At 72.0% G+C, this 19,962-nt stretch carries 26 protein-coding genes; 11 read left to right on the top strand and 15 right to left on the bottom strand.

Features of this window, described 5'->3' with window-relative positions:
- Window positions 1-79 precede the first annotated feature (79 nt).
- Window positions 80-664, bottom strand: a complete 585-nt coding sequence (locus ABD999_RS37815) for a TetR/AcrR family transcriptional regulator (protein WP_271275548.1) — start codon at window positions 662-664, stop codon at window positions 80-82.
- Between the two features lie 82 nt (window positions 665-746).
- Here ABD999_RS37815 and ABD999_RS37810 point away from each other — a divergent pair, with 82 nt between their 5' ends.
- Window positions 747-1,073 (top strand): rhodanese-like domain-containing protein, encoded by a 327-nt coding sequence (locus ABD999_RS37810; RefSeq protein ID WP_148035764.1) that lies wholly within the window; start codon window positions 747-749, stop codon window positions 1,071-1,073.
- Between the two features lie 69 nt (window positions 1,074-1,142).
- Here ABD999_RS37810 and ABD999_RS37805 read toward each other — a convergent pair whose 3' ends face one another.
- A complete protein-coding gene (locus tag ABD999_RS37805; RefSeq protein ID WP_271275547.1) occupies window positions 1,143-1,775 on the bottom strand; it encodes an FMN-dependent NADH-azoreductase in 633 nt (210 codons plus the stop codon).
- A gap of 143 nt (window positions 1,776-1,918) precedes the next feature.
- Between ABD999_RS37805 and ABD999_RS37800 the strand changes: the two genes are divergently transcribed.
- Complete coding sequence (locus ABD999_RS37800; RefSeq protein ID WP_148035762.1) at window positions 1,919-2,563, top strand: TetR/AcrR family transcriptional regulator; 645 nt, start codon at window positions 1,919-1,921, stop codon at window positions 2,561-2,563.
- 27 nt (window positions 2,564-2,590) lie between these two features.
- On the opposite strand, the gene ABD999_RS37795 is transcribed toward ABD999_RS37800, so the two are convergent.
- Genes ABD999_RS37795 through ABD999_RS37785 form a run of 3 tightly spaced genes read right to left on the bottom strand, consistent with a single transcriptional unit; the run spans window position 2,591 to window position 4,512 of the window.
- Window positions 2,591-2,776 (bottom strand): hypothetical protein, encoded by a 186-nt coding sequence (locus ABD999_RS37795; RefSeq protein WP_271275546.1) that lies wholly within the window; start codon window positions 2,774-2,776, stop codon window positions 2,591-2,593.
- Between the two features lie 51 nt (window positions 2,777-2,827).
- Complete coding sequence (locus ABD999_RS37790; protein ID WP_271275545.1) at window positions 2,828-3,406, bottom strand: YdeI/OmpD-associated family protein; 579 nt, start codon at window positions 3,404-3,406, stop codon at window positions 2,828-2,830.
- 47 nt (window positions 3,407-3,453) lie between these two features.
- Window positions 3,454-4,512: a LacI family DNA-binding transcriptional regulator gene (locus tag ABD999_RS37785; RefSeq protein ID WP_271275544.1), complete on the bottom strand. Its 1,059-nt coding sequence runs from the start codon at window positions 4,510-4,512 to the stop codon at window positions 3,454-3,456.
- Window positions 4,513-4,656: 144 nt separating this feature from the next.
- Here ABD999_RS37785 and ABD999_RS37780 point away from each other — a divergent pair, with 144 nt between their 5' ends.
- Genes ABD999_RS37780 through ABD999_RS37760 form a run of 5 tightly spaced genes read left to right on the top strand, consistent with a single transcriptional unit; the run spans window position 4,657 to window position 9,865 of the window.
- Entirely contained in the window at window positions 4,657-6,018 is a 1,362-nt protein-coding gene (locus tag ABD999_RS37780) for an ABC transporter substrate-binding protein (protein ID WP_271275543.1), read from the top strand.
- Between the two features lie 8 nt (window positions 6,019-6,026).
- The gene (locus ABD999_RS37775) at window positions 6,027-6,953 is read left to right on the top strand and encodes a carbohydrate ABC transporter permease (protein ID WP_271275542.1); all 927 of its coding nucleotides are present in this window, start codon (window positions 6,027-6,029) and stop codon (window positions 6,951-6,953) included.
- Entirely contained in the window at window positions 6,950-7,774 is an 825-nt protein-coding gene (locus tag ABD999_RS37770) for a carbohydrate ABC transporter permease (protein ID WP_271275541.1), read from the top strand. Before ABD999_RS37775 ends, ABD999_RS37770 begins: the two co-directional genes overlap by 4 nt.
- Before the next feature lie 5 nt (window positions 7,775-7,779).
- On the top strand, window positions 7,780-8,673 hold the full coding sequence (locus ABD999_RS37765) for an ROK family protein (RefSeq protein WP_271275540.1): 894 nt from the start codon (window positions 7,780-7,782) through the stop codon (window positions 8,671-8,673).
- A gap of 40 nt (window positions 8,674-8,713) precedes the next feature.
- Window positions 8,714-9,865, top strand: a complete 1,152-nt coding sequence (locus ABD999_RS37760) for a glycoside hydrolase family 68 protein (RefSeq protein WP_271275539.1) — start codon at window positions 8,714-8,716, stop codon at window positions 9,863-9,865.
- Window positions 9,866-9,925: 60 nt separating this feature from the next.
- Here the strand turns inward: ABD999_RS37760 and ABD999_RS37755 are convergent, their stop codons facing one another.
- The 9 genes from ABD999_RS37755 to ABD999_RS37715 all read right to left on the bottom strand — a co-directional run bounded on the left by ABD999_RS37755 (window position 9,926) and on the right by ABD999_RS37715 (window position 14,933).
- A complete protein-coding gene (locus ABD999_RS37755) occupies window positions 9,926-10,510 on the bottom strand; it encodes a copper resistance CopC family protein (protein ID WP_271275538.1) in 585 nt (194 codons plus the stop codon).
- Between the two features lie 110 nt (window positions 10,511-10,620).
- Complete coding sequence (locus ABD999_RS37750) at window positions 10,621-11,166, bottom strand: hypothetical protein (protein WP_271275537.1); 546 nt, start codon at window positions 11,164-11,166, stop codon at window positions 10,621-10,623.
- A gap of 35 nt (window positions 11,167-11,201) precedes the next feature.
- Window positions 11,202-11,639 (bottom strand): hypothetical protein, encoded by a 438-nt coding sequence (locus tag ABD999_RS37745; protein ID WP_271275536.1) that lies wholly within the window; start codon window positions 11,637-11,639, stop codon window positions 11,202-11,204.
- 99 nt (window positions 11,640-11,738) lie between these two features.
- On the bottom strand, window positions 11,739-12,638 hold the full coding sequence (locus ABD999_RS37740; protein ID WP_271275535.1) for a cation diffusion facilitator family transporter: 900 nt from the start codon (window positions 12,636-12,638) through the stop codon (window positions 11,739-11,741).
- Entirely contained in the window at window positions 12,638-13,027 is a 390-nt protein-coding gene (locus ABD999_RS37735) for an ArsR/SmtB family transcription factor (protein ID WP_271275534.1), read from the bottom strand. Before ABD999_RS37735 ends, ABD999_RS37740 begins: the two co-directional genes overlap by 1 nt.
- A gap of 77 nt (window positions 13,028-13,104) precedes the next feature.
- A complete protein-coding gene (locus ABD999_RS37730) occupies window positions 13,105-13,290 on the bottom strand; it encodes a hypothetical protein (RefSeq protein ID WP_148035748.1) in 186 nt (61 codons plus the stop codon).
- A gap of 92 nt (window positions 13,291-13,382) precedes the next feature.
- Window positions 13,383-13,715, bottom strand: a complete 333-nt coding sequence (locus tag ABD999_RS37725; protein ID WP_148035747.1) for a DUF3140 domain-containing protein — start codon at window positions 13,713-13,715, stop codon at window positions 13,383-13,385.
- A complete protein-coding gene (locus ABD999_RS37720; RefSeq protein ID WP_148035746.1) occupies window positions 13,715-13,945 on the bottom strand; it encodes a hypervirulence associated TUDOR domain-containing protein in 231 nt (76 codons plus the stop codon). The genes ABD999_RS37725 and ABD999_RS37720 overlap by 1 nt, the downstream gene beginning before the upstream one ends.
- Before the next feature lie 28 nt (window positions 13,946-13,973).
- A complete protein-coding gene (locus ABD999_RS37715; protein WP_271275533.1) occupies window positions 13,974-14,933 on the bottom strand; it encodes a YbgA family protein in 960 nt (319 codons plus the stop codon).
- Window positions 14,934-15,103: 170 nt separating this feature from the next.
- Between ABD999_RS37715 and ABD999_RS37710 the strand changes: the two genes are divergently transcribed.
- From ABD999_RS37710 to ABD999_RS37700, 3 genes are read left to right on the top strand one after another with little or no spacing between them, the layout of a single operon-like run.
- On the top strand, window positions 15,104-15,871 hold the full coding sequence (locus tag ABD999_RS37710) for a carotenoid biosynthesis protein (RefSeq protein ID WP_271275532.1): 768 nt from the start codon (window positions 15,104-15,106) through the stop codon (window positions 15,869-15,871).
- Window positions 15,859-17,328, top strand: a complete 1,470-nt coding sequence (locus tag ABD999_RS37705) for a phytoene desaturase family protein (protein ID WP_271275531.1) — start codon at window positions 15,859-15,861, stop codon at window positions 17,326-17,328. Before ABD999_RS37710 ends, ABD999_RS37705 begins: the two co-directional genes overlap by 13 nt.
- Window positions 17,325-18,440 (top strand): glycosyltransferase family 2 protein, encoded by a 1,116-nt coding sequence (locus ABD999_RS37700; RefSeq protein WP_271275530.1) that lies wholly within the window; start codon window positions 17,325-17,327, stop codon window positions 18,438-18,440. Before ABD999_RS37705 ends, ABD999_RS37700 begins: the two co-directional genes overlap by 4 nt.
- Here the strand turns inward: ABD999_RS37700 and ABD999_RS37695 are convergent.
- The gene (locus tag ABD999_RS37695) at window positions 18,391-18,987 is read right to left on the bottom strand and encodes a glycerol-3-phosphate acyltransferase (protein WP_271275529.1); all 597 of its coding nucleotides are present in this window, start codon (window positions 18,985-18,987) and stop codon (window positions 18,391-18,393) included. The two genes, ABD999_RS37700 and ABD999_RS37695, sit on opposite strands and share 50 nt — an antisense overlap.
- Here ABD999_RS37695 and ABD999_RS37690 point away from each other — a divergent pair.
- Window positions 18,962-19,945: a hypothetical protein gene (locus ABD999_RS37690; protein ID WP_271275528.1), complete on the top strand. Its 984-nt coding sequence runs from the start codon at window positions 18,962-18,964 to the stop codon at window positions 19,943-19,945. The two genes, ABD999_RS37695 and ABD999_RS37690, sit on opposite strands and share 26 nt — an antisense overlap.
- The last annotated feature ends 17 nt before the right edge of the window (window positions 19,946-19,962 follow it).

Here is a 19,962-nt window from a genome sequence, read left to right as displayed (position 1 = left end):
ACGTTTGTATATTTGACCGGAGTGTGAGTCAAGGGTTCTGGGAGGTTCTAGCGGGGAATGGGGGGCCGGTCGCGCGGGCTCACCCGTCGCAGGGTCGTGCCGCCGTACGGGCGAGGCGATGAAGGCCGGCGCGTATCCGCTTCTCGCCCAGCTCCGGCAGGAGAGCGGACACGTGCTCGGCCGACAAGGCGGCCAGCACCGCATGGGCGGCGTAGTCGGGGTCGGGCGTGCCGTCGAGCAGGATCGCCACATGGCGGTGCCAGAACCGGTAGGCCCCGATCCGGTAGCGGGCACCCGGCGCCGCGGTCTCCGACATGCGGATCAGGTCCAGGTGCTCCAGCAGGTAGTCGAAGTACGCGTCCACGAACGCGGCGAGTCGCTCGCCGGCTGCCGCGCCGGGGCCGAGCGGCGGCGGTCCATGCAGGATCGCCTCCTGCAGCACACGCTCGCGGGCGTCCAGCAGGGCCGCGGCCAGTCCGGACTTGTCACCGAACCGGCGGAACAAGGTGCCCTTGCCGACGCCCGCGGCCGCGGCCACCTGATCCATGGACACCGCCTCCACGCCGTGTTCGGCGAACAGCCGGGCCGCGGCCTCCAGCACGGCGGCCCGGTTGCGTGCCGCGTCCGCCCGTTCCTTCGGGGGTGGCTTGAGAAGCAGTTCCAACGGGATTGCGGAACCGGACTGCGGTCCGCTATTGTCACCAGACATAAGCGGACTATAGTCCTATTCTTCTGGAGGTGGCGGCATGACCGCACTCATCACCCGGGACGAACTGAAGGCCGCGATCGACGCGGGCACCGTGACCGTCGTCGACGCGCTGGGCGGCGAGTACCACGCGAAGCGGCATCTGCCGGGCGCCATCGCCCTGGTCAGGGAAGACGTCGACAGGCTCGCGCCCGCCCTGCTCCCCGACCTGGACGCCGCCATCGTCACCTACTGCTCCAACCCGGCGTGCCCCAACAGCGGCCAGGTCGCCGACCGGCTCACCGCCCTCGGCTACACCGACGTCCGCAAGTACCGGGAGGGCATCGAGGACTGGACCGACGCCGGCCTCCCCACCGAATCCGGATGATCCTCGTCGTGAAGAGGAGAGGCGACGGCGGGCCGCCAGGGGCGTGGGGCCCGCCGTCGCCGTCGGGGATCAGGCCTTGGCCAGTGACCGGCCCGCTTCGAGGGCGGCGGCCAGGGCGTCGGCGCGCTGCTGGGCGGAGAGGTCCCTCAGCGCCTCCATGCCCGGGGTGGTGGCGGCGAGGGTGAGCTCACACTTGATCAGGGTGAGGTCCGCCTGCCAGACGTCGGCGATGACGCGCTTCAGGTAGGGGGTGGAGTGGTCCCACCCGTCGCGCGGGGTGCCGGGGCCGTAGCCGCCGCCGAGTGTGGTGATCAGTACGGCGGGTGTGCCCTTCAGCAGCGGGGTGCCCTTGGCCGCGCCCGCCATGGCCAGGTCGGACCAGGTCTTGAAGTGCTGGGAGACGCCGTAGTTGTAGATCGGCACGGCCATGATCACGGCGTCGGCGTTCTGGAGTTCCCCGGCCAGTCCGGCCGCCAGGGCCAGGGCGTCGCGCTGCGCCGGGGTGCGGTCGGCCTCGGGGGTGGAGCGGGCGGTGGCGGCCTGTGCCCAGGCGTCGGCGGCCAGCGGGTCGGTGCCCAGGTGGCGGCGGGTCACCGTGCCCCAGGGGTGGGCGGCGGTCCACTCGGCTTCGGCTCGGTCGGCGATCTCGGCGCTGACGGAGGCGGCCGGGAGGATGCTGGCGTCGAGTCGGAACAGGTGCATGGATCGATCACTTCTTCAGGGTGGATGCTTCCCGCGGAACGCGGGGGTGGTCGCACGCGACGGCCCGGAGAGCTCCAGGGCCCGCGTCTCTCGACAGAGAAACGGACTTTACCCCGGTTAACATTCCCGGTTAGATTGATCGGGTGAACTTCCCTGTCGTGCCCCTGGGAAAACCACGTGGTGAGCGCGCGGACGCGGCACGCAACCGCGAGCAGTTGCTGGCGGCGGCCCGCGCGATGATCGCTGAGCACGGGACGCGGAAGGTGACCATGGACGCTCTCGCCGAGCGCGCCGGTCTGGGCAAGGGCACCGTCTTCCGCCGCTTCCGCACCCGGGCCGGCATCTTCCGTGCGCTGCTCGACGAGGAGGAGCGCCGCTTCCAGGAGCGGGTGCTGTCGGGCCCACCCCCGCTGGGCCCGGGCGCCGACCCCGCGCAGCGCCTGATCGCCTACGGCCGCGCCCGCATCGCCTTCCTCCTGGAACACCACGCCATCGCCCGGGCCGCCCTGGACCGCGCCCAGCCGATCCCCGTGGGCGAGGTCGCCATGACCCGGCCCCACATCCGCATGCTCCTCGGTCTGTCAGGCTCGCGCCTGCCCCACCCGGACACCCTCGCCGTCCAGCTCACCGCCGCCCTGGAAGGCCCGCTGCTGCTCTATCTGTCCATGGACGAGGACGCCGCGCCACCGGCCATGGAAGCGGCCCACCCTCTGGCCGAAAGCTGGCAGACCCTCATCGAACGCGTCCTCCAGGTCGACCTTCCCCCGGAGGACGCCGTCGATGGTTGACCGGATCCCGCGCTGCGAAGAGTACGTCTAGCCGACGTCCTTGCAGTACATCCAGCCGTAGTCTTCGACCCAGCAGGGGTAATAGTCGTCGTACCTGGGCTTCGCCTGTGCCGCGGTGCCGATGATGGCGAGGGACGCGGCGGCGATTACCACGGCTGCGGCGATTCGGCGGCTCGTGCGCGCGAAGGCGCCGGTTTTATTCTGGTTTGTCATGACGGATATCTGAGCTCGTCGACCTTGTGGATCACTTGCATCCAGCTGTCCTCAAGCGGAGCGGTCTCCATTACCCGTCCCCAGGGACTCCAGCGCCTTGGCGAGCCTGGCCTGCCGGATCTCCGGGGTGGAAGCCTGGAGCAGCGGCAGGATCACGAGGTAGCGGCCAGTCTTGTCGAGCGCCTCGAACGCCTGCCGGGCAGCCGGGTCGGCGTCCAGCAGGGCGGCGAGGTCGGGCGGCACCGTCGCGTTCTTCTGCGACTCGTACGCGCGATCCCACCGCCCGTCCTCCTGGGCGCGACGCACCTCGGCCAGCCCCGGCTCGCGCATCCGCCCTGCGGCCGTCAGCTCGGCGACCTTGTCGACGTTGACCCGCGACCACAGGCTCCTGGGGCGGCGCGGGACGTACTTCTGCAGGTAGTGGAGGTCGTCCAGGCCGCGTCGCTGCCCCGAGATCCAGCCCCAGCAGAGCCCGACGTCGACCAGTTCGTCCTCGGTGACGGACGGGATGCCGGACTTCTTCTTGGCCACCTTGACCCAGACGCCTTCCGCCCGCGTGTGGTGCTCGGCCAGCCAGTTCTCGAAGGCCTCCGCGTCGGGGAAGGCGATGATCTCCACACCGTCGTCCATACGGATCAGGCTAACGCGGGACGATCCCGTACGAGGTCGGCTGGCGCCTACTCGGGCCGCGGCGTGACGGATTCGCGGCTGCGGACGTGCATCGGAACCCGGTGCACGTCGCCCACCCGGCCGGTGTCCGAGCGGTCGCGGTCGATCTCGGTGAACAGCACGTCGACGGCCTTGCGGCCCAGTTCGTAGTGGGGCAGCGCCACGGTGGTCAGCTTGGGCCGCATCCACGAGGCGATGGGGTGGTCGTCGAAGGAGACGACGGAGACGTCCGCGGGGACCTTGAGCCCGAAGTCGTCGAGTGCCTGGTAGGCCCCCATGGCGATCCGGTCGTTGAAGCAGATCAGCGCACGCGGCCGTACGGTACCCAGAAGGTCGCGCGTGGCGGCGAGGCCGTATTCCGGCTGCCAGTCGGGGCACCTGCGAGCGCCCGCCACCTCGACTCCCGCCTCGCTGAGGGTCTCGCGGATGCCGATGAGCCGTTCCACCGCCGCGACGCTGTCCGAGGGCACGTCGCGCAGGCCCGGCCCGGCACCGATCAGGTGGATCCCGTCGCGGTGGCCGGCGTCGAGCAGGACGCGGGCGGCCAGGCGGCCGGCCTCGACCTCGTCGGGAAGGACGGCGGGCAAGGGCGTGGGCTCCTGGGGAAGCGCGTTGAGCAGCACGGCGGGTGAGGCCGTCATGCTCTTGGGGACCTTGATGGTCCTGGTGAACATCGAGGCCAGGATGAGCCCCTCGACCTGGCGGTCCTGCATGGTCTGCAGCAGGAGGCGTTCGAGCTCGGGGTCGCCTTCCGTCTCACCGATGAACAGCATGAAGCCCCGGTCCCGGGCGGCCTCCAGCGCTCCCTTGATCATGTCGCCGGCCAGGCGCGAGGTGGCGACGGTGTCGGAGATGAAGCCGATCGTCTGGGAGGTGCCCTTGCGCAGGCCCACGGAGACGATGTTGGGCCGATATTGCAACTCGTCGGCCGCTCTGAGCACTCGCTCCTCGACGTCCTGGGAGATGCGCAGTTCGCGGCCGCGGCCGGACAGCACCAGCGAAGCGGTCGGGCGGGAGACACCTGCGGCCTTGGCCACATCGGCCAGCGTGACCCGTCGTGGACTCACCCAGAACCTCCGGTCGTCAAGAGTGTGTTACAGGGGGTTGACATCCTGCGACGCGCAGGATGAGACTATCGGCGCTAACCCGATTTAGCAACGGAGGCGGACGCCGCCTGGCGCCGATCGTCCCAAGCAGCAGAGGAGACGCACATGGCTCGTCGAGGTCGCCGCGGCAGGTCCGGGGCCGCGCTGGTGATCGCCATGGGGACGCTGGCCGCCGCCTGCGCGGCGCCCGGCAGCGACAACCCGCAGCCTCAGGCCACCGCCTCGTCGCCGGTGTCCTCCGCACCCACGTGCGGCACGGAGCCGATCACCATGAGCGGCTACTTCGAGACCGGCTTCCCGCTGCCCAAGGCGCTGACCACCGAGTTCACCAAGCAGCACCCGAACGTCACGTGGAACCTCCGCGAGGACCAGTTCGCGGTGATCACCCAGAACGCGCCGCGCGTGCTGGCGGACAACCCGCCCGACCTGATGCGCCTGCCCCAGGTCTCCGAGCTGGTCAAGGACAACCTGCTGAAGAACCTGGACGGCTACGCGACGGCGTTCGGCTGGGACAAGTGGCCGGCCTCCCAACTTGAGCAGCTGCGCCTGGGCCAGGGCGGGCGGCCGCGCGGCGAGGGCTCGCTGTACGCCATGGGGCTCAACTCCAGCATGACCGGCGTCTTCTACAACAAGGAGCTCGCCGCCAAGATCGGGATGTCCGCCCCGCCCACCACGCTGGCGGAGTTCGACGAGGTGCTGGAGAAGGCCAAGAAGGCGGATATCACGCCCATCGTCCAGTTCAACGGCGGCGCCACCGGCGGCCTGGCGTTCCCGCTGCAAAACCTCATGGCCTCCTACGGCCCGGCCGGGCCCATCAACGACTGGATCTTCCAGAAGCCCGGCGCCAGCATCGACACCCCGTCGAACCTCCAGGCCGTCCAGCACCTGGAGCGGTGGATCAAGGCAGGATACTTCCAGAAGGACGTCAACGCGGTCGACTACGCGACCATGATGAGCCGCTTCATCGACGGTCAGGGCCTGTTCATGTTCAACGGCGACTGGGAGTCGGGCAACCTCGACAAGCAGATGCCGGGCAACGTCGGCTTCTCCCTGATGCCGCCGGCGCAGCAGGGCGGCAAACTGGCCGCGATGTCGGCTCCCCTCACCTTCGGCATCGCCGCGAACGCCAAGAACGCCGACTGCGCCGCCTTCTTCCTCGACTGGGTGGCCACCGACAAGCAGGCCCGCACGATCGGCGTCGAGGTCGGCGGATCGCGTCCGATGGGACCGGCCGACGCGTACATGCCGGACGTCGCCTCGGACCAGGTCACCGCGAGCACGCTGGCAGCCGGGGCGGACATCGCCGAGGACAACGGCGCGATGGACTTCATCGCCAACGCCACAGGTGCCATCTACGCCAAGAGCTGGACGCCGCAACTGCAGAAGCTGGTGGGCGGAGAGCAGACGCCGCAGGAACTGCTGAAGACGGTCCAGGCGGACTACGCCGCCCAGGTCGAAGGGAACTGAGACCGGTGATGAGCAGCCGTGCCGGCGCCCGAGCCGCGCGCCGGCGGCCGGTCGTGACCATGCTGGGCGGCACGCGCGGCCTGGTCGGCTGGCTGTTCGTCGCCCCGGCGCTCGCCTTCTACGCGGTGTTCGTGCTGCGCCCGATCAGCCTGACATTCCAGTACTCCCTGTACGACTGGAACGGCATCGGCGCCTCCACCTGGGTGGGGCTGGCCAACTACGGCAAGGTCTTCACTGATCCCGACCTGTTCGACTCGCTCGTCAACGCCTTCCAGCTGATCGTGTTCTTCAGTGCGATCCCCGTCGTGCTGGGCCTGGCGATCGCCGCGACGATCAGGCGCATCGCCCAGAGCAGGCTTGCCGTCGTGGCCCGGACCGTGCTCTTCCTGCCGCAGGTCATCCCGCTGGTGGCCGCCGGCATCGCGTGGAGCTGGCTGCTGGCCTCCACCGGAGTGATCAACCAGTTGCTCTCGCTCATCGGCCTCGGCGGGGTGACGCGGGCCTGGCTGGGTGACTTCGCCACCGCCCTGCCCGCGGTCGGCATGATCGGCGCGTGGGTCCTGCTGGGCCTGTGCACGCTGCTGCTCCTGGCCGGCATGAGCAAGATCGATCCCGCGTTGTACGAGGCGGCCCGGCTCGACGGCGCCGGGCCGTGGCGGGAGTTCGTCTCCATCACGGTCCCGAGCCTTCGCCAGGAGATCGCGGTCTGCGTCACCGTGACCGTGATCGCGGCGCTGGCCAGCTTCGACATCATCTACATCTCCACCCAGGGCGGGCCCGGCAACACGACCATGGTGCCCGGCCTGCAGATCTTCTATCTCGCCTTCTCCGAACGCGAGGTGGGCATGGCCTCGGCCCTGGCCGTGGTGCTCATGGTCCTCGTGATCGCCTGCGCCCTTCCCATCCAGTGGTTCGCGAAGGACGGCGACCGATGAGCATCGCGTGGCGGGAGGCGTGGACCGGCAGGTTCCTGCTCATCCTCATGATGGCGGTCACGCTTCTGCCGTTCCTCAGCCTGTTCGTCACCGCCCTGCACCCCTCGCGCACCTATCCGGCCGGACTGGCCTGGCCGGACGACCCGCAGTGGGGCAACTTCGTGCGGGCCTTCGAGGCGGCCAACATGGGCGAACTGCTGAAGTCGAGCGGGCTCATCGTGCTGGGTGTGGTCCCGATCTCGATCCTGCTGGGCACGATGGCCGGCTTCGCCATCGGCCACCTGCGCGTGATCGGCGGACGAGTGATCTTCCTGCTGTTCGTGCTCGGTCTGACCCTCCCGTTCGAGGGCATCATCACGCCGTTGTACTACCAGATCCGCGACATGGGACTCCTCAACACGCGGTGGGCCATCATCCTGCCGCTCATCGGCCTGTTCATGCCGTTCAGCGTCTTCTGGATGCGCGCCCACTTCGTGAACATGCCCGGGGAGATGTCCGAGAGCGCCCGGATGGACGGCGCCACTACCTGGCAGCTGTTCCGCCGCATTCACGTCCCCCTGGCCATGCCGGCGATCTCGTCCCTGGGCATCCTGCTGTTCCTGTGGACCTGGAACCAGTTCCTGCTGGCCATCGTCCTGGTCGACGACCCTGCCAAACGGACGATGGCCGGCGCGCTGGGCGCTTTCCAGGGCCAGTGGGGCACCGACATCCCGCTGCTCTGCGCCGGATCACTGCTGATCCTGACCCCCACGCTGGTGATCTTCCTCATCTTCCAGCGTCACTTCGTCAAGGCCCTGCTGCAGGGCTCGTTGAAAGGATGACGGCGATGAGCGCGCCGCCGCTCTACGGCGGGATCGAGGCGGGCGGGACGAAGTGGGTGTGCGCGATCGCCGACGCCGACGGGAAGGTGCTCGCGACCCGCGTGATACCGACGACCACACCGGAGACGACCATCACCGCGGCCGTGCGGTTCTTCCGGGAGCACCGGACGCTCGCCGCGGTCGGCGTGGGCAGCTTCGGCCCTGTCGATCTGCGGACGGGCTCACCGACGTACGGCCACATCACCGCCACGCCCAAGCCCGGGTGGTCCGGCACCGACGTCGTCTCCCCGCTGCGCGCCGCGCTGCGCGTTCCCGTCGGCCTCGACACCGACGTGAACGCCGCCGCGCTGGGCGAGTGGCGGCGCGGAGCGGGACGAGGGCTGGGAACGGTCGCCTACATGACCGTGGGCACCGGCATCGGCGTGGGAGCGGTGGTGAACGGCCGGCCGCTGCACGGTCTGCTGCATCCGGAGTTCGGCCACGTCCGCATCCCGCACGATCGGACCAGGGACCCGTTCGCGGGCAGTTGCCCCTTTCACGGGGACTGCCTGGAAGGCCTCGCCTCCGGCGAGGCGATGCGCCGGCGGTGGGGACAGCGCGCCGAGGACCTGGACGACCCGGCGGCGTGGGAGCTCGAGGCCGAATACGTGGCCCACGCCGTCATGAACCTGACCTACGCGCTGTCACCCGAGCGGATCATCGTCGGGGGTGGCGTTACCAAGCGCGCCGGGCTGATGGGACGAACGAGGGCACGCGCGTTCGACCTCGCCGCCGGCTACCCCGCGATCTCGGCGCTGACCGATCGGGCCGCCATGGACGAGTACGTGGTCAGCCCTTCGCTCGGCGACCACGCGGGAATCACGGGCGCCGTCGAACTCGCCATGCGCTGCTTCGCGTGACCGGCAGAGCACATCCGACCAGTGAAAGAAGAGATCATCCATGCACTCCCGAGGACGGTCAGGCGCCCCATGGACCCGCCGGCACCTCGATCAGCTCACCGAGACCGGCACGGCCACGGCTCCCGTCATCGATCCCCCGGCCCTGCCGAGGATCCTGCCGGACCTCGATCTGTGGGACCTGTGGCCGATTCAGGAGGAGGACGGCTCACCGAGCGTGATCGGCGGCCGGGAACTGTGGATGGCCCTGTCGGCTCCCGCCCTCGGTCATCCCGAAGAGCGCCATGACCAGGCCCGGATCCGCCTGCTCGGCAAGAGCGGCGACGCGTGGGAGGACCTGGGGAACGCCTTCGCTGACGGCGCCTCGCCCGGCAGCCGTGAATGGTCGGGGTCGGCGGTCCGCCGGCCCGACGGCACCGTGTCCGTGTTCTACACGGCCGCCGGACGGCGGGGCGAAGCACGCCCGACCTACCGGCAGAGCGTCGTCGAGACCCGCCCCGCCCTGGTCGCGGACCGCGGCGGGGTCCTGCCGCGACGAGACGCCGAGCACCGTGAGGTCCTGCGCTCCGACGGCCTGACGTATCTGCCGGCCGACGAGTCCGACGGGGCGCCGGGCCGCATCAGAGCCTTCCGCGATCCCGGCTGGTTCCGCGACCCGGCCGACGGGCGCGACTACCTGCTCGTCGCCGCGTCCACCGCCTGGGAGGACGGCTTCACCGGTGCGATCGCCCTGGCCGAGTCACGGGACGGCGCCTGGTCCCTGCTTCCGCCCCTGCTCGTCGCCGAAGGCGTCAACCACGAGCTGGAGCGACCGCACGTCATCGTGCACGACTCCTGGTACTACCTCTTCTTCTCCACCCACCGCCATTCGTTCCACCCGGCCGACTGTGCGCCCACGGGGCTGTACGGCTTCGCCGCGCCCAGCCTGACCGGCCCGTACGAACCGCTGAACAGCTCCGGACTCGTGATCCAGAACCCCTCCGTCGCACCCGACCAGGCCTACGCCTGGCTGGTGCTGCCGGATCTCCGCGTGGTCAGCTTCGCCAACTACCGCTCCCACCAGGGCATGGACCCCCGATCCGCGGGAGCGGCGCAGGCGCGGGCCGGTTTCGGCGGCACCGTCGCCCCCATGCTCAGGCTCGTACTCAACGGCATGACCACCTCTGTCAGCCCGGTCACATGGTCACCGTCCTGAAGGAGGTCGGTGTTCCGACGGACCGGCGCCGGGGCCGCAAGAACCCCGGCGTCCGCCCGTTCACTCCGGCCGCTTCGCCCTGGAACCCGCCAGCCAGAGGCCGACACCCACCAGCGCGAGCGCCGCGGCGGCCACCCAGATCCAGCCGGGGATCCCGTCGCCCGCCTCGGCCGCGGCGACGGCGGAACTCTCCGGCGCCGCGGGCGCGGTGGTCTCGGCGGGGACGCTCGGCGGCGTGCTCCGCTCGGCGGCCGGGGTCGGCGTGGACGGCTCCGGTGAGGGCTCGCCCTCGGCCGTGAAGGGGATCTCGCCCTCGATCGGGTGGCCGTCGGACGACACCACCCGCCAGGCGATGACGTACTTCCCGGCCGGCAGCGGCTCGGGCACCTCGGTCCGGACGAACTTCCCCTCGACCTGCGGTTCTCCGAGGTCCATCTGCCGGTCCCCGGCGTCGCGCAGGGCCACGAAGGGCATGCGGACGCGGGAGGTGAACTCCAGCTCGATCTCGTCGAGCGAGGTGACGGTGGCGTCCTTGGCCGGCGAGCTCGCCTTCAACGAGTCGTGAGCCAGGGCGGCGGGAGAACAGAACACCACAAGCAGGCCGCATATCAGCGCGGCCAGGATGGAACGCGGCGCGATCGCCATCGTGCAACTCCGTAGGTACAGGCCCGGCCCTCAGCCGGGTATGCCGAGCGGGCGCGCGGCTGTGACGACGCGCGCACCTGATGACCACGGGGCGCCGGGGGACGCGTACGTCAGCCGGCGCGGGCGAGCGCGGGCGGGCCGCGCCGGTGCACCGCCGCCGTGAACTCCAGGGAGCGCCGGGGACCGCTCCGGCCGGCGGACCGAACCGGCCGCACGCACCGGGGAGCCCGTACGGGCGAGGCGAGCACCAGGAGCAGCAGCCGCAGCGGGGCGACCCCCCACAGCCGCAGCATCGTCCACACGACGCTCTCGCCCTGGTGCAGCCACCAGCCGCTGACCAGCGCGAGGGTCAGGTGGACCAGCGCCATGCCGGCGTTCGTGTGGCCGTGGTCCGTGGAGGTGACGCCGCCGGGCGCGACCTGCGCGAACGTCTGGTGCAGGACGAGCTGGGCGAGCACGGTCGCGGTGAGCACGGCTTCCCGCGTACGCTCGCGCCTGTTGCAGGCGAGGGCGAGGGCGAAGGACGCGATCAGGCTGATCACCAGCGCGGACCCCGATATCGCGCCGCCGCCGGCGAACAGGTGGCCGCAGGCCGAGACCACGACGCAGACCGCCGCGAAGGCGGCCGCGCGGATCAGACGGAGGACCGGGGCCATGTGCCCATCCTCTCAGCCGGGTGTCGCGGTCCTGGTCAGTGGTGCTGCGTCGACTCGATGTCGCCGCCGAGCTTCGTGCGCAGGCCTTCCAGCACCGCCGGGTCGGAGACGACCACCCAGCGCTCGCCCACCAGGTAGGTGCCGCCGTACGGCTGGGCGGCGTCCAGCCAGTCGCGCTGGCCCTTGCCCGTGGTGAAGGTGATCAGGACGGAGTGGGCCGCGGACGTCCGGCAGACGGCCTGCCGTAGCTCGTCGGCGTCGATCTGCACGTCGGGGCTGGGGCAGCCGAGCGCGGCGCCGATCTGGTCGATGCTCGCCGCGGTCGCCGGCTTGGCGGCGGCGGCCGGTGGAGCCGCGTGGGCGTGATGCGCGGCCGCGGGCTCCCCCGCGGCCGGCGTCGAGCACGCGGTGAGGAGCGTGCCGAGAACCACGGCGCACGCGGCGCCGAGCGGCTTGCCGACGAAAGTCTTCATGGTGCGGTCCCCGGGGGTGTAGGCAGAGCTCTTCCATACCGAGATACGCACCCCGGGCGAAGAAGTTCGATCGGCGCCGCGTCCGCCCCCGGGCTCGGGTCACCAGCCGAGTTCGTCGCAGCCGCTGTGGTCGGCGGGCTCGACCTGCAAGGTGGCGTGCGCCACGCCGTGCCGCTGGAGCAGCAGGTCGCGCGCCTGGTCCAGCACCGCGTGGTTGTCGCTCTGGTCGGCGGTGACCAGGTGGGCGGTGGCGACGTTCATGCCGGACGTCAGCGTCCACAGGTGCAGGTCGTGCACGTCGCGGACGCCGTCGATGGCGGACAGGTCCTGGGCCACGGCGCCGGCGTCGATGCCTTCGGGGACGTGCTGGCCCAGCACGGCGAAGACCTGGCGGCCGAGCGAGATCGCCCGGGCGGCGACGAAGACGCCGATGGCCAGGGCGATGACGGTGTCCCAGATGGGCCGGCCGGTGGTCGCGACCAGCCAGCCGGCGACGATGACGCCGACGGAGCCGGCGGTGTCGGCCACGACCTCCAGGTAGGCGCCCTTGACGTTCAGGCTCTCGGCGGCGCCGGAACGCAGCAGCATCAGGGCGACCAGGTTGACGGCCAGGCCGAGCGCGCCGACGACCAGCATCGGGCCGGAGGAGACCTCCACGTGGTGGCCGATGCGGCCGATCGCCTCGGCCACCACGTACACCGACACGACGATCATCAGCACCACGGCCAGCAGCGAGGCGAACACCTCGGCGCGGTAGGAGCCGTAGCTGCGCCGGCCGGTGGTGTCGGGCCGGGTGGCGATCCGCGTGGCGATCAGCGCCGCGCCGAGGGTGACCACGTCGGCGGCCATGTGGCCGGCGTCCGACAGCAGCGCCAGCGAGCCGGAGAGGAGACCGTAGACGAGCTCCACCACGAAGAACGCGCCGATCAGGGCGAAGGAGACCGCCAGCCGCCAGCGGTGCCGGCCGCCCGCGTGGCCGTGCCCGTGCCCGGTGCCCATCAGTGGTCCCCGCCGCGCTCTGGGTGGATCGCCTCGGTGTGTCCGGTGTGCTCCAGCGCCAGGTCCAGCAGCATCCGCACGTGCGGGTCCTCAAGCCGGTAGTACGCCATCCGGCCGGACCGCCGGGCGGCCACGATGCGGTGCGCGCGCAGCAGCCGCAGGGCGTGGGAGACGGCCGACTCGCTCTGCCCGGTCACCGCCGCGAGGTCGCACACGCACAGCTCTCCGTCCAGCAACGCGACCAGCAGCCGCAGCCGGTTGGGGTCCGACAGCAGGCCGAAGACGTCGGCGGTGTCGACCACGTCCTCGGGGGCGGGCATCCGCTCGCGCACGGCGGCCACCCGGTCACCGTCGACCACCTTGACGCTGCACCCGTCGATGGTCAACACACTGTCACTTGAAGAGCTGTTCATATATGAGAGAGTAGCCGGTGCTCTGGATCAGCTGTCAAGCCGTCAGAGGAGGGCTACTCGGCGTCCGCGGTGTCCGCCTCGCGCGGCGCAAGCGCGTACGCGAGGGCGACCCCCAAGCAGAGGGACAGCGAGATCCCCAGAAGGAGGTCGTGCAGGGTGACGCCGAGGCCCATGCCGATGGCCAGCCCGCAGGCCATGCCGAGCGTCCAGTCGGGGGAGGTCTTCTTGTCGTTCGTCATGGTCAGATCTTCGCCGGACGGGGCGGTGCCGAGGTAGAGACCGCGGTCATCGAAGGGCCGTGACAGGTGTCATCCCGGACGCGGGACCGCGGTCACTTGAGGGGGTCGTGGCCCCAGTTCATCAGCGAGTAACGCCATCTGGTCTCCCGGACGTCGCCGGACGGCCGCTGCGCCAGGTGGCGGTGCACGTAGCCGATCACCTTGCGCATGTGCGCGTAGTCCTGCTCGGTGAGAGCCGACTCCTTCTTGTGGAGCAGTTCGACGATCCTGCGGCCGGACTCGTGGCCGGTGGACTCGCCGCCGCCGTCCTTCTGCCCGACCGCCTTGGACTCGTCCGTGTCGAGCCAGCGCTTCAGCTCTCCGGCGGTCATGTTCACCGCCTTGCCGAACTCGGCCGCGATCGCCCGCTCCTCCTCCCCGGTCATCAGGAGCCCTTGTCCTTGCGCAGGGCCGACGGCTTGTGCACGGCCTTCTTGCCGCTCTTCTCGCTGCGCACCACGTACTGGGGCTCGTCGGGCGAGGCGGCCACGGTACGGCCGGCCTCCTTCTCCCGTTTGGTGATCTTCTTCTCGACCTTGCCGTGGGCGGTGGAACCGTGGCTGCGCCAGGTGACCTCGTCGCCCACCGACGGGTCCTTCTTCCGTTTATCGGCCATGACCTGCGCATACCCGGGCCCGCGCACGTCACACGACATGGTTGCGCAGGCCCAGCTCGTCCGGATACGGGAGGAAGTATGTCTGGTTCTGGACGTAGGTGGCGGCTTCGCCGCGGGCGTGGTGGCGCAGCAGGGCGAGCGGCACGCTGAGCGCCACCCGGCGCTCCTGGTAGGAGGCGATGACCTCGGCCAGGTCGGCCCGGCGGACCGGGTCGAGCTCGTCACCGAGCATGCCGAGGCAGTGCTGCAGGACGTTGACGTTGCGCCCGACCGACGCCTTGACCGCCATCGCGGTGCAGAACGCGGTACCGTACGCGCCGGCGAGCTCCTCGCGCGGGCGCGTGCCCGCCTCCGCGACCAGGCGGCCGGTCTCGCGGTAGCCCTCGGTGGAGTGCGCGAGCAGCTGCATCTTGTGCCGGGACTGGAAGGCCACCAGGTCGCGCGGCCGCCAGTCGCTCCGCAGCAGCTCGCGCAGGCGCGCATGGGCGAAGATCCGCTCGGTGAACGCCTCCCGCAGGACGGCGTCGCGGAGCCGGCCCTCGTCCTCCACGGGCAGCAGGGGATGGCTCTCGATCACCGCGTCGGCGAACAGGCCCCGGTTCTGCCGGGTCACCATCGTCTCCCCGTCGTAGAGCGGGATGCCGTGGATGCCGCAGCTCGGGCTCTTCGCCTTGAACACGTACCCGTCGACGTCCAGCCCGGCGGACCGCTCGGCGGCCAGCCCGGTCATGGCGGGCGTGAGGTCACGGCCGGTGTTCCTGGTCATGAGCCGGGGGCCACTGGGGGAGCGTTCGAGCCGCAGCGACTCGCGGGGCGTGCCGAGGCCGATCTCCATCTCCGGGCAGATCGGCACCCAGTCCACGAACGGCGCCAGCTCGTCGGTGAGGTAGCGGGCGCGGCTGTGGTTGCCGTTGTGCCGTACGCGCGCGCCGAGCAGGCAGCTCGACACCGCCACCCGCGGCCTGCCCAGGCACTGGTCCTCAACCATGCCCCACAGCTGCCCACAACGGGTCGCCGCACGCCACCCGCAGGCCGGCGTCGGACCTGGTCACAGCGGCGCGGGGAAATCTTGTCCCGATGCTCGGACCGCCATGGCGCTCGTTTGGGACGCCATCGGGCACGTGCATCCGTGATCGCGACGGCTTCGAAAGACAGTGTGTGGAACAGACGAGAAGCGAACAGGCGGGGCGCGTGGCCCTCGGGCCGGCCCGCGCCCTGGGAGTCCTGTCCCTGCTGGCCATGGTCGGCCTCCAGGTGGCGTCCGGGCTGGCCGCGCGGCCGGAACGGTTCACCGGGCTGATCGTGGCGCTGCTCGCCGCGTCCGCCGTCGCCTTCGCCGCCGGCGCGTGGGGGACGCGCCGGGCGCTGGCCGCGTTCGGGGCGGCCGTGCTGACCGGGTACGCGGCCGAGGTGGTCGGGGTGCTGACCGGGTTCCCGTTCGGCGAGTACGCCTACAGCGACGTGCTGTGGCCCCAGGTGGGCGGCGTGCCCGTCGTGGTGGCGATGGCGTGGGGCGGCATGGGGCTCGCCGCGTACGCGGTCGCCGCCACCCTCTTCGGCGGCTGGGCGCGCGTCTGCGCGGGCGCGGCCGCGCTGACGGCGTGGGACCTGTTCCTCGACCCGCAGATGGTCCGACTCGGCCTGTGGACGTGGGCGGCGGACGACGGCTTCTACCGGGGCATCCCGTTGAGCAACTTCGCCGGCTGGCTGCTGGTGTCGGCCCTGGTCATGCTGGTCGTCGGGCGCGTCGCCGGCGACGCCGCGCCGGGGCGAGGGCTGCTCGCGGTCTACACGGTCATGGCGGTCATGGAGACGATCGCCTTCGCCGCGGTGTTCGACCCGACCGACCCGCTGGTGGCGGCGGCCGGCGGGATCACGATGGGCGCGTTCGCCGCGCCGGCCTGGAGGCGGTCATGGCAGAGGTGACGGTGGTCGGCGGCGGCGTGGGCGGCATGGCGTGCGCGCTGCTGCTGGCCCGGCGGGGGCACGAGGTCCGGCTGTACGAGCAGCTGCCCCGGCTGGGCGGCAAGCTGGCCGAGCATCGCCGTGACGGGTTCGCCTTCTCCCTGGGGCCGTCGCTGCTGACCATGCCCGGCCTCTTCCGCGAGCTGGGCCTGGACCGCGAGCTGATCGAACCTGACCCGCTGTGCCGGTACCGGTTCGCCGACGGCACGGTGCTGGACGCCCGGCGCGACCCCGGGCGCATGGCCGCGGAGGTGGAGCGGCTGGCCCCCGGCGAGGGGCGGGCCTGGCGGGCCTTCCACGGCTGGGCCAGGGGCGCCCTGGAGGCGGCGGACCGGACCGTGTTCGCCGGGCCGCTGATCCGGCGCCCCGGTGAGGCCCGGCTGTCCGACCTGCTGGCCGTGGCGCCCGCGCGCACCCTCGACGGGCTGGCCCGCCGCTACTTCCGTGACGCCAGGCTGCGGCAGTACGTCGGCCGCTACGCCACCTACGCCGGGTCCAACCCGTACCGCGCGCCCGCCGCGCTGGGGTGCGTCCCCGCGCTGGAGCACGGGCAGGGCGTCTGGTACGCGCCGGGCGGCCTGGCCCGGCTGGCCGACGACCTGGGCCTGCTGCTGAAGGCGGCGGGGGTGCAGGTGTTCCTGTCCGAGCCGGTCGCGGCGGTCGAGGCCGGTGGCTCCGCCGTCACGGGGGTCCGGCTGGCGAGCGGGGAGAGGGTCCGGTCGGACGTCGTGGTGGCCAACACCGACGCCGCCGCGCTGTACGGCCGCCTGCTGCCCGACCGTGGGCGGCTGCGCAGGATCGCCCGGCTGGGGCGCTCGTCGTCGGCGCTGCTGGTGCTGGCCGGCGTGGAGGGGCGCACGCCCGGCCTGCCGCACCATGCGGTGCTGTTCTCGGCCGACTACGAACGGGAGTTCGCCGACGTCTTCGACCGGGGGAGCCCGCCGCTCGACCCGACGATCTACGTCGGCTGCTCGGCCGTGGACGACCCCTCGCAGGCCCCGGCGGACGCGGAGAACTGGACGATGCTGGTCAACGTGCCCGCCCGTGATCCCGGCCGGTGGCCGATCAGCGTGGCGGCGTACCGGGATCTGGTGCTGGAGCGGCTGGCCGAGCGCGGCCACGACCTGGCGGGCCGGTTGCGCTTCGCCGACGTCTTCACCCCGGCGGACCTGCGCGACCGCTACGGGGCTTGGGGCGGCGCCATCTACGGCAGCGCCTACCGGGGCAGGCTGTCGGCCTTCCTGCGCCCCGGCAACCGCGGCCCCCGGCGCGGCCTGTACCTGGTCGGCGGCTCCGCGCACCCGGGTGGCGGGCTGCCCATGGTGACACTGGGCGCCCGCATCGTGGCCGACCTGGTGGCCCAGGACTTCCGCACCGGGCGGCCCACGGCGAGCGACGTGCGAGGTGGTTCCCGATGAGGTCGCTCACGGTCGTACAGGCGGTCGCCGCCGGGGTGGCGCTGGCCAGGCTCGCGCGGGGGCGGCGGCGGCTTCCGCCGCTCCGGCCGCGCCGGGACGCGGGCGTGACGATCTCCGTGGTGATCCCGGCGCGCGACGAGGAAGCCAGGATCGGGCCGTGCCTGCGGGCCGCGCTCTCCGACCCCGCCGTCACCGAGGTGATCGTGGTCGACGACGGCTCCCGCGACGGTACGGCCGAGGTGGCGGCAGCGGCCGGGGCCAAGGTCGTCACCGGCGAGCCACTGCCCGGCGGGTGGGTGGGCAAGCAGTGGGCGCTGCGCCAGGGGGTGGCGGCGGCTGGCGGCGAGGTCGTGGTCACGCTGGACGCCGACGCCCGGCCGGGGCCCGGCCTGTTCGGCGCGCTGGCGGCCACGCTGGAGCGGTACGACCTGGTGAGCGCCGGCCCCCGGTTCGTCTGCGACGGCGTGCTCGAACAGGCCCTGCACGCCTCCATGCTGGCGACGCTGGTCTACCGGTTCGGGCCCGTCGGCCCGGCGAGCCCGCCGCCGCCGCACCGCGCCGTCGCCAACGGCCAGTGCATGGCCTTCCGGCGCGCCCGGATGGCAGAAGCGGACGGGTTCGCGCTGGTACGCGACCGGATGACCGACGACGTGGCGCTGGCCAGGCGCCTGGCGGGGCAGGGCTGGAGGGTCGGCTTTCTGGACGCGGGCGGCCTGCTGGAGGTCGACATGCACGACTCGGTGGGCGAGCTGTGGCGGGAGTGGGGCCGCTCGCTCCCGCTGCGCGACGTCACGGGCCCCGGCTGGCAGGCGGCCGACCTGGCCGTCATCTGGCTGACCGGGGCGCTGCCGGTGCTCCGACTGGCGGCCGGCCGCCCCACCCGTCTGGACACGGCGCTGCTGGCGGCGCGGCTGCTGCTCACAGGCGCGCTGCGCGGCAGCTACCGCGCCCCCGGCCTGGGCCTGCTGCTGTCGCCGCTGCTCGACCCCGCCGCCGCGTTCCGGCTCACCCAGGCGACGCTGCGTCCCGTACGGACCTGGCGCGGTCGTACGTACCCGGAGGTCAGCGGCGGCGCTCGGCGAGCGCGGCCTGGCCGAAGCGCAGCCCGATGAGGCACATCAGCCCCCCGGTGGCCGCCACCAGCTCCACGGGCGCGAACAGCAGTTGCAGCACCGGCACGCCGAACACCGCCAGGCGCGCCCCCACCGCGAACGAGCGCAGCGCCACGGCGGTGACCACCAGCGCCGTCACCGCCAGCACGAACGCCGGAGGACAGATGACCGCGACGCCCCCCGCGAAGGTCAGGATCGAACGGCCGCCGCGGAAGCCGGCGAAGACCGGCCAAGCGTGCCCCGCCATGGCCGCCGCCACCGCCAGGTACACCGGCAGCGCGCTCGCCCCGGTGACGACGCCGAGCGCGGTGGTGTGGACGCCGCTGACCAGGAGCGCCACGAGGGCGGCCAGCGAGCCCTTGAGCGTGTCACCGGCGAACACCGGCACGGCGGCCCGCAGGCCGAGCTGCTCCTTGACGTTCCAGTACCCGGGGTTGCGGTCGCCGACGTCGCGCGGGTCCACGCCGTGCGCCCGCGCCACCAGGACCGCCACCGGCACCGAGCCGAGCAGGTAGCCGGCCATGACCGACACCAACACCTCAACCATCGCGTCGTTCCACCTCATCCGGTACGACAGCGCCCGCGCGATGCGGCACATGGCCTTCGACCGGCCGTTGTTGCGGCGCACCGGCGGGCTGCTGTTCTGGCGGCTGCTCGGCACCGGCCGCGGCCGGGCCATGTCCCTCGGCGCCGACCTGCGCCGGTGGGCGCTGTTCGCGGTCTGGCGCGGCGAGGACGATCTGGACGAGTTCCTGCGCGCCTCGCCGATCGCGGCCCGCTGGCGGGCTGAGGCGTCCGAATACTGGCAGGCGCGGCTGTCCCCGATGGCCTCGCGCGGCGCCTGGTCGGGCCGCGACCCCTTCGCCCCGCCCCCGCCCCTCAAGCCCAGCGAAACCCCCAGGGGGCCGTCCAAGCCTACGGCGCCCACCGGCGACACCCCCGGGGACTCCCACAGGGCCGAGCGGGTTCGGGGTATGGGCGGGTCTTACAGGTCCGGGGCTACTGGCGACATCCCGGGGGAGCCCCTCAGGTCCGAGCGGGTCCAGGGTGTGGGTGGATTCCTGGGGTCCGGTGTGCCTGGCGACGCCCCAAGGAAGCCTCTTAGGGGCGAGGCGACCGGGGTACTTTTCGAGTCTCCGGGGGCCTTCGGGGCGGGCGCGGCGCGCCGGGGTGGCGGGCCGGTGGCGGTGCTCACGAGGGCGTCGATCCGGCCTCGCCGCCTGGTCGCGTTCTACCGGTCGGTGCCGCCGGTCGACGCGTTGCTGCGGCGGCAGGACGGCTGCCTGGCCTCGATCGGCATCGGCGAGTGGCCGCTGGCCCGGCAGGCGACCTTCTCGCTCTGGCGCGACCGCGAGGCGGTGCGCGCCTTCGCCTACCGGGGCGAGGCGCACCGGCGGGTCATCGAGCGCGTGCGGGCCGACGACTGGTACGCGGAGGAGCTGTTCGCCCGCTTCACCCCGTACGCCAGCGAGGGCACCTGGGACGGAGCCGATCCGCTGCGCTGAGGACGTCATGACGATGT

Origin of the sequence: Nonomuraea ferruginea, from assembly GCF_039540635.1 — a bacterium.
GTDB classification, from domain to species: Bacteria; Actinomycetota; Actinomycetes; order Streptosporangiales; family Streptosporangiaceae; genus Nonomuraea; species Nonomuraea ferruginea.
The sequence above is the reverse complement of the archived record's forward strand: the minus strand, read 5'-3'. Positions and strand labels throughout refer to the sequence as shown.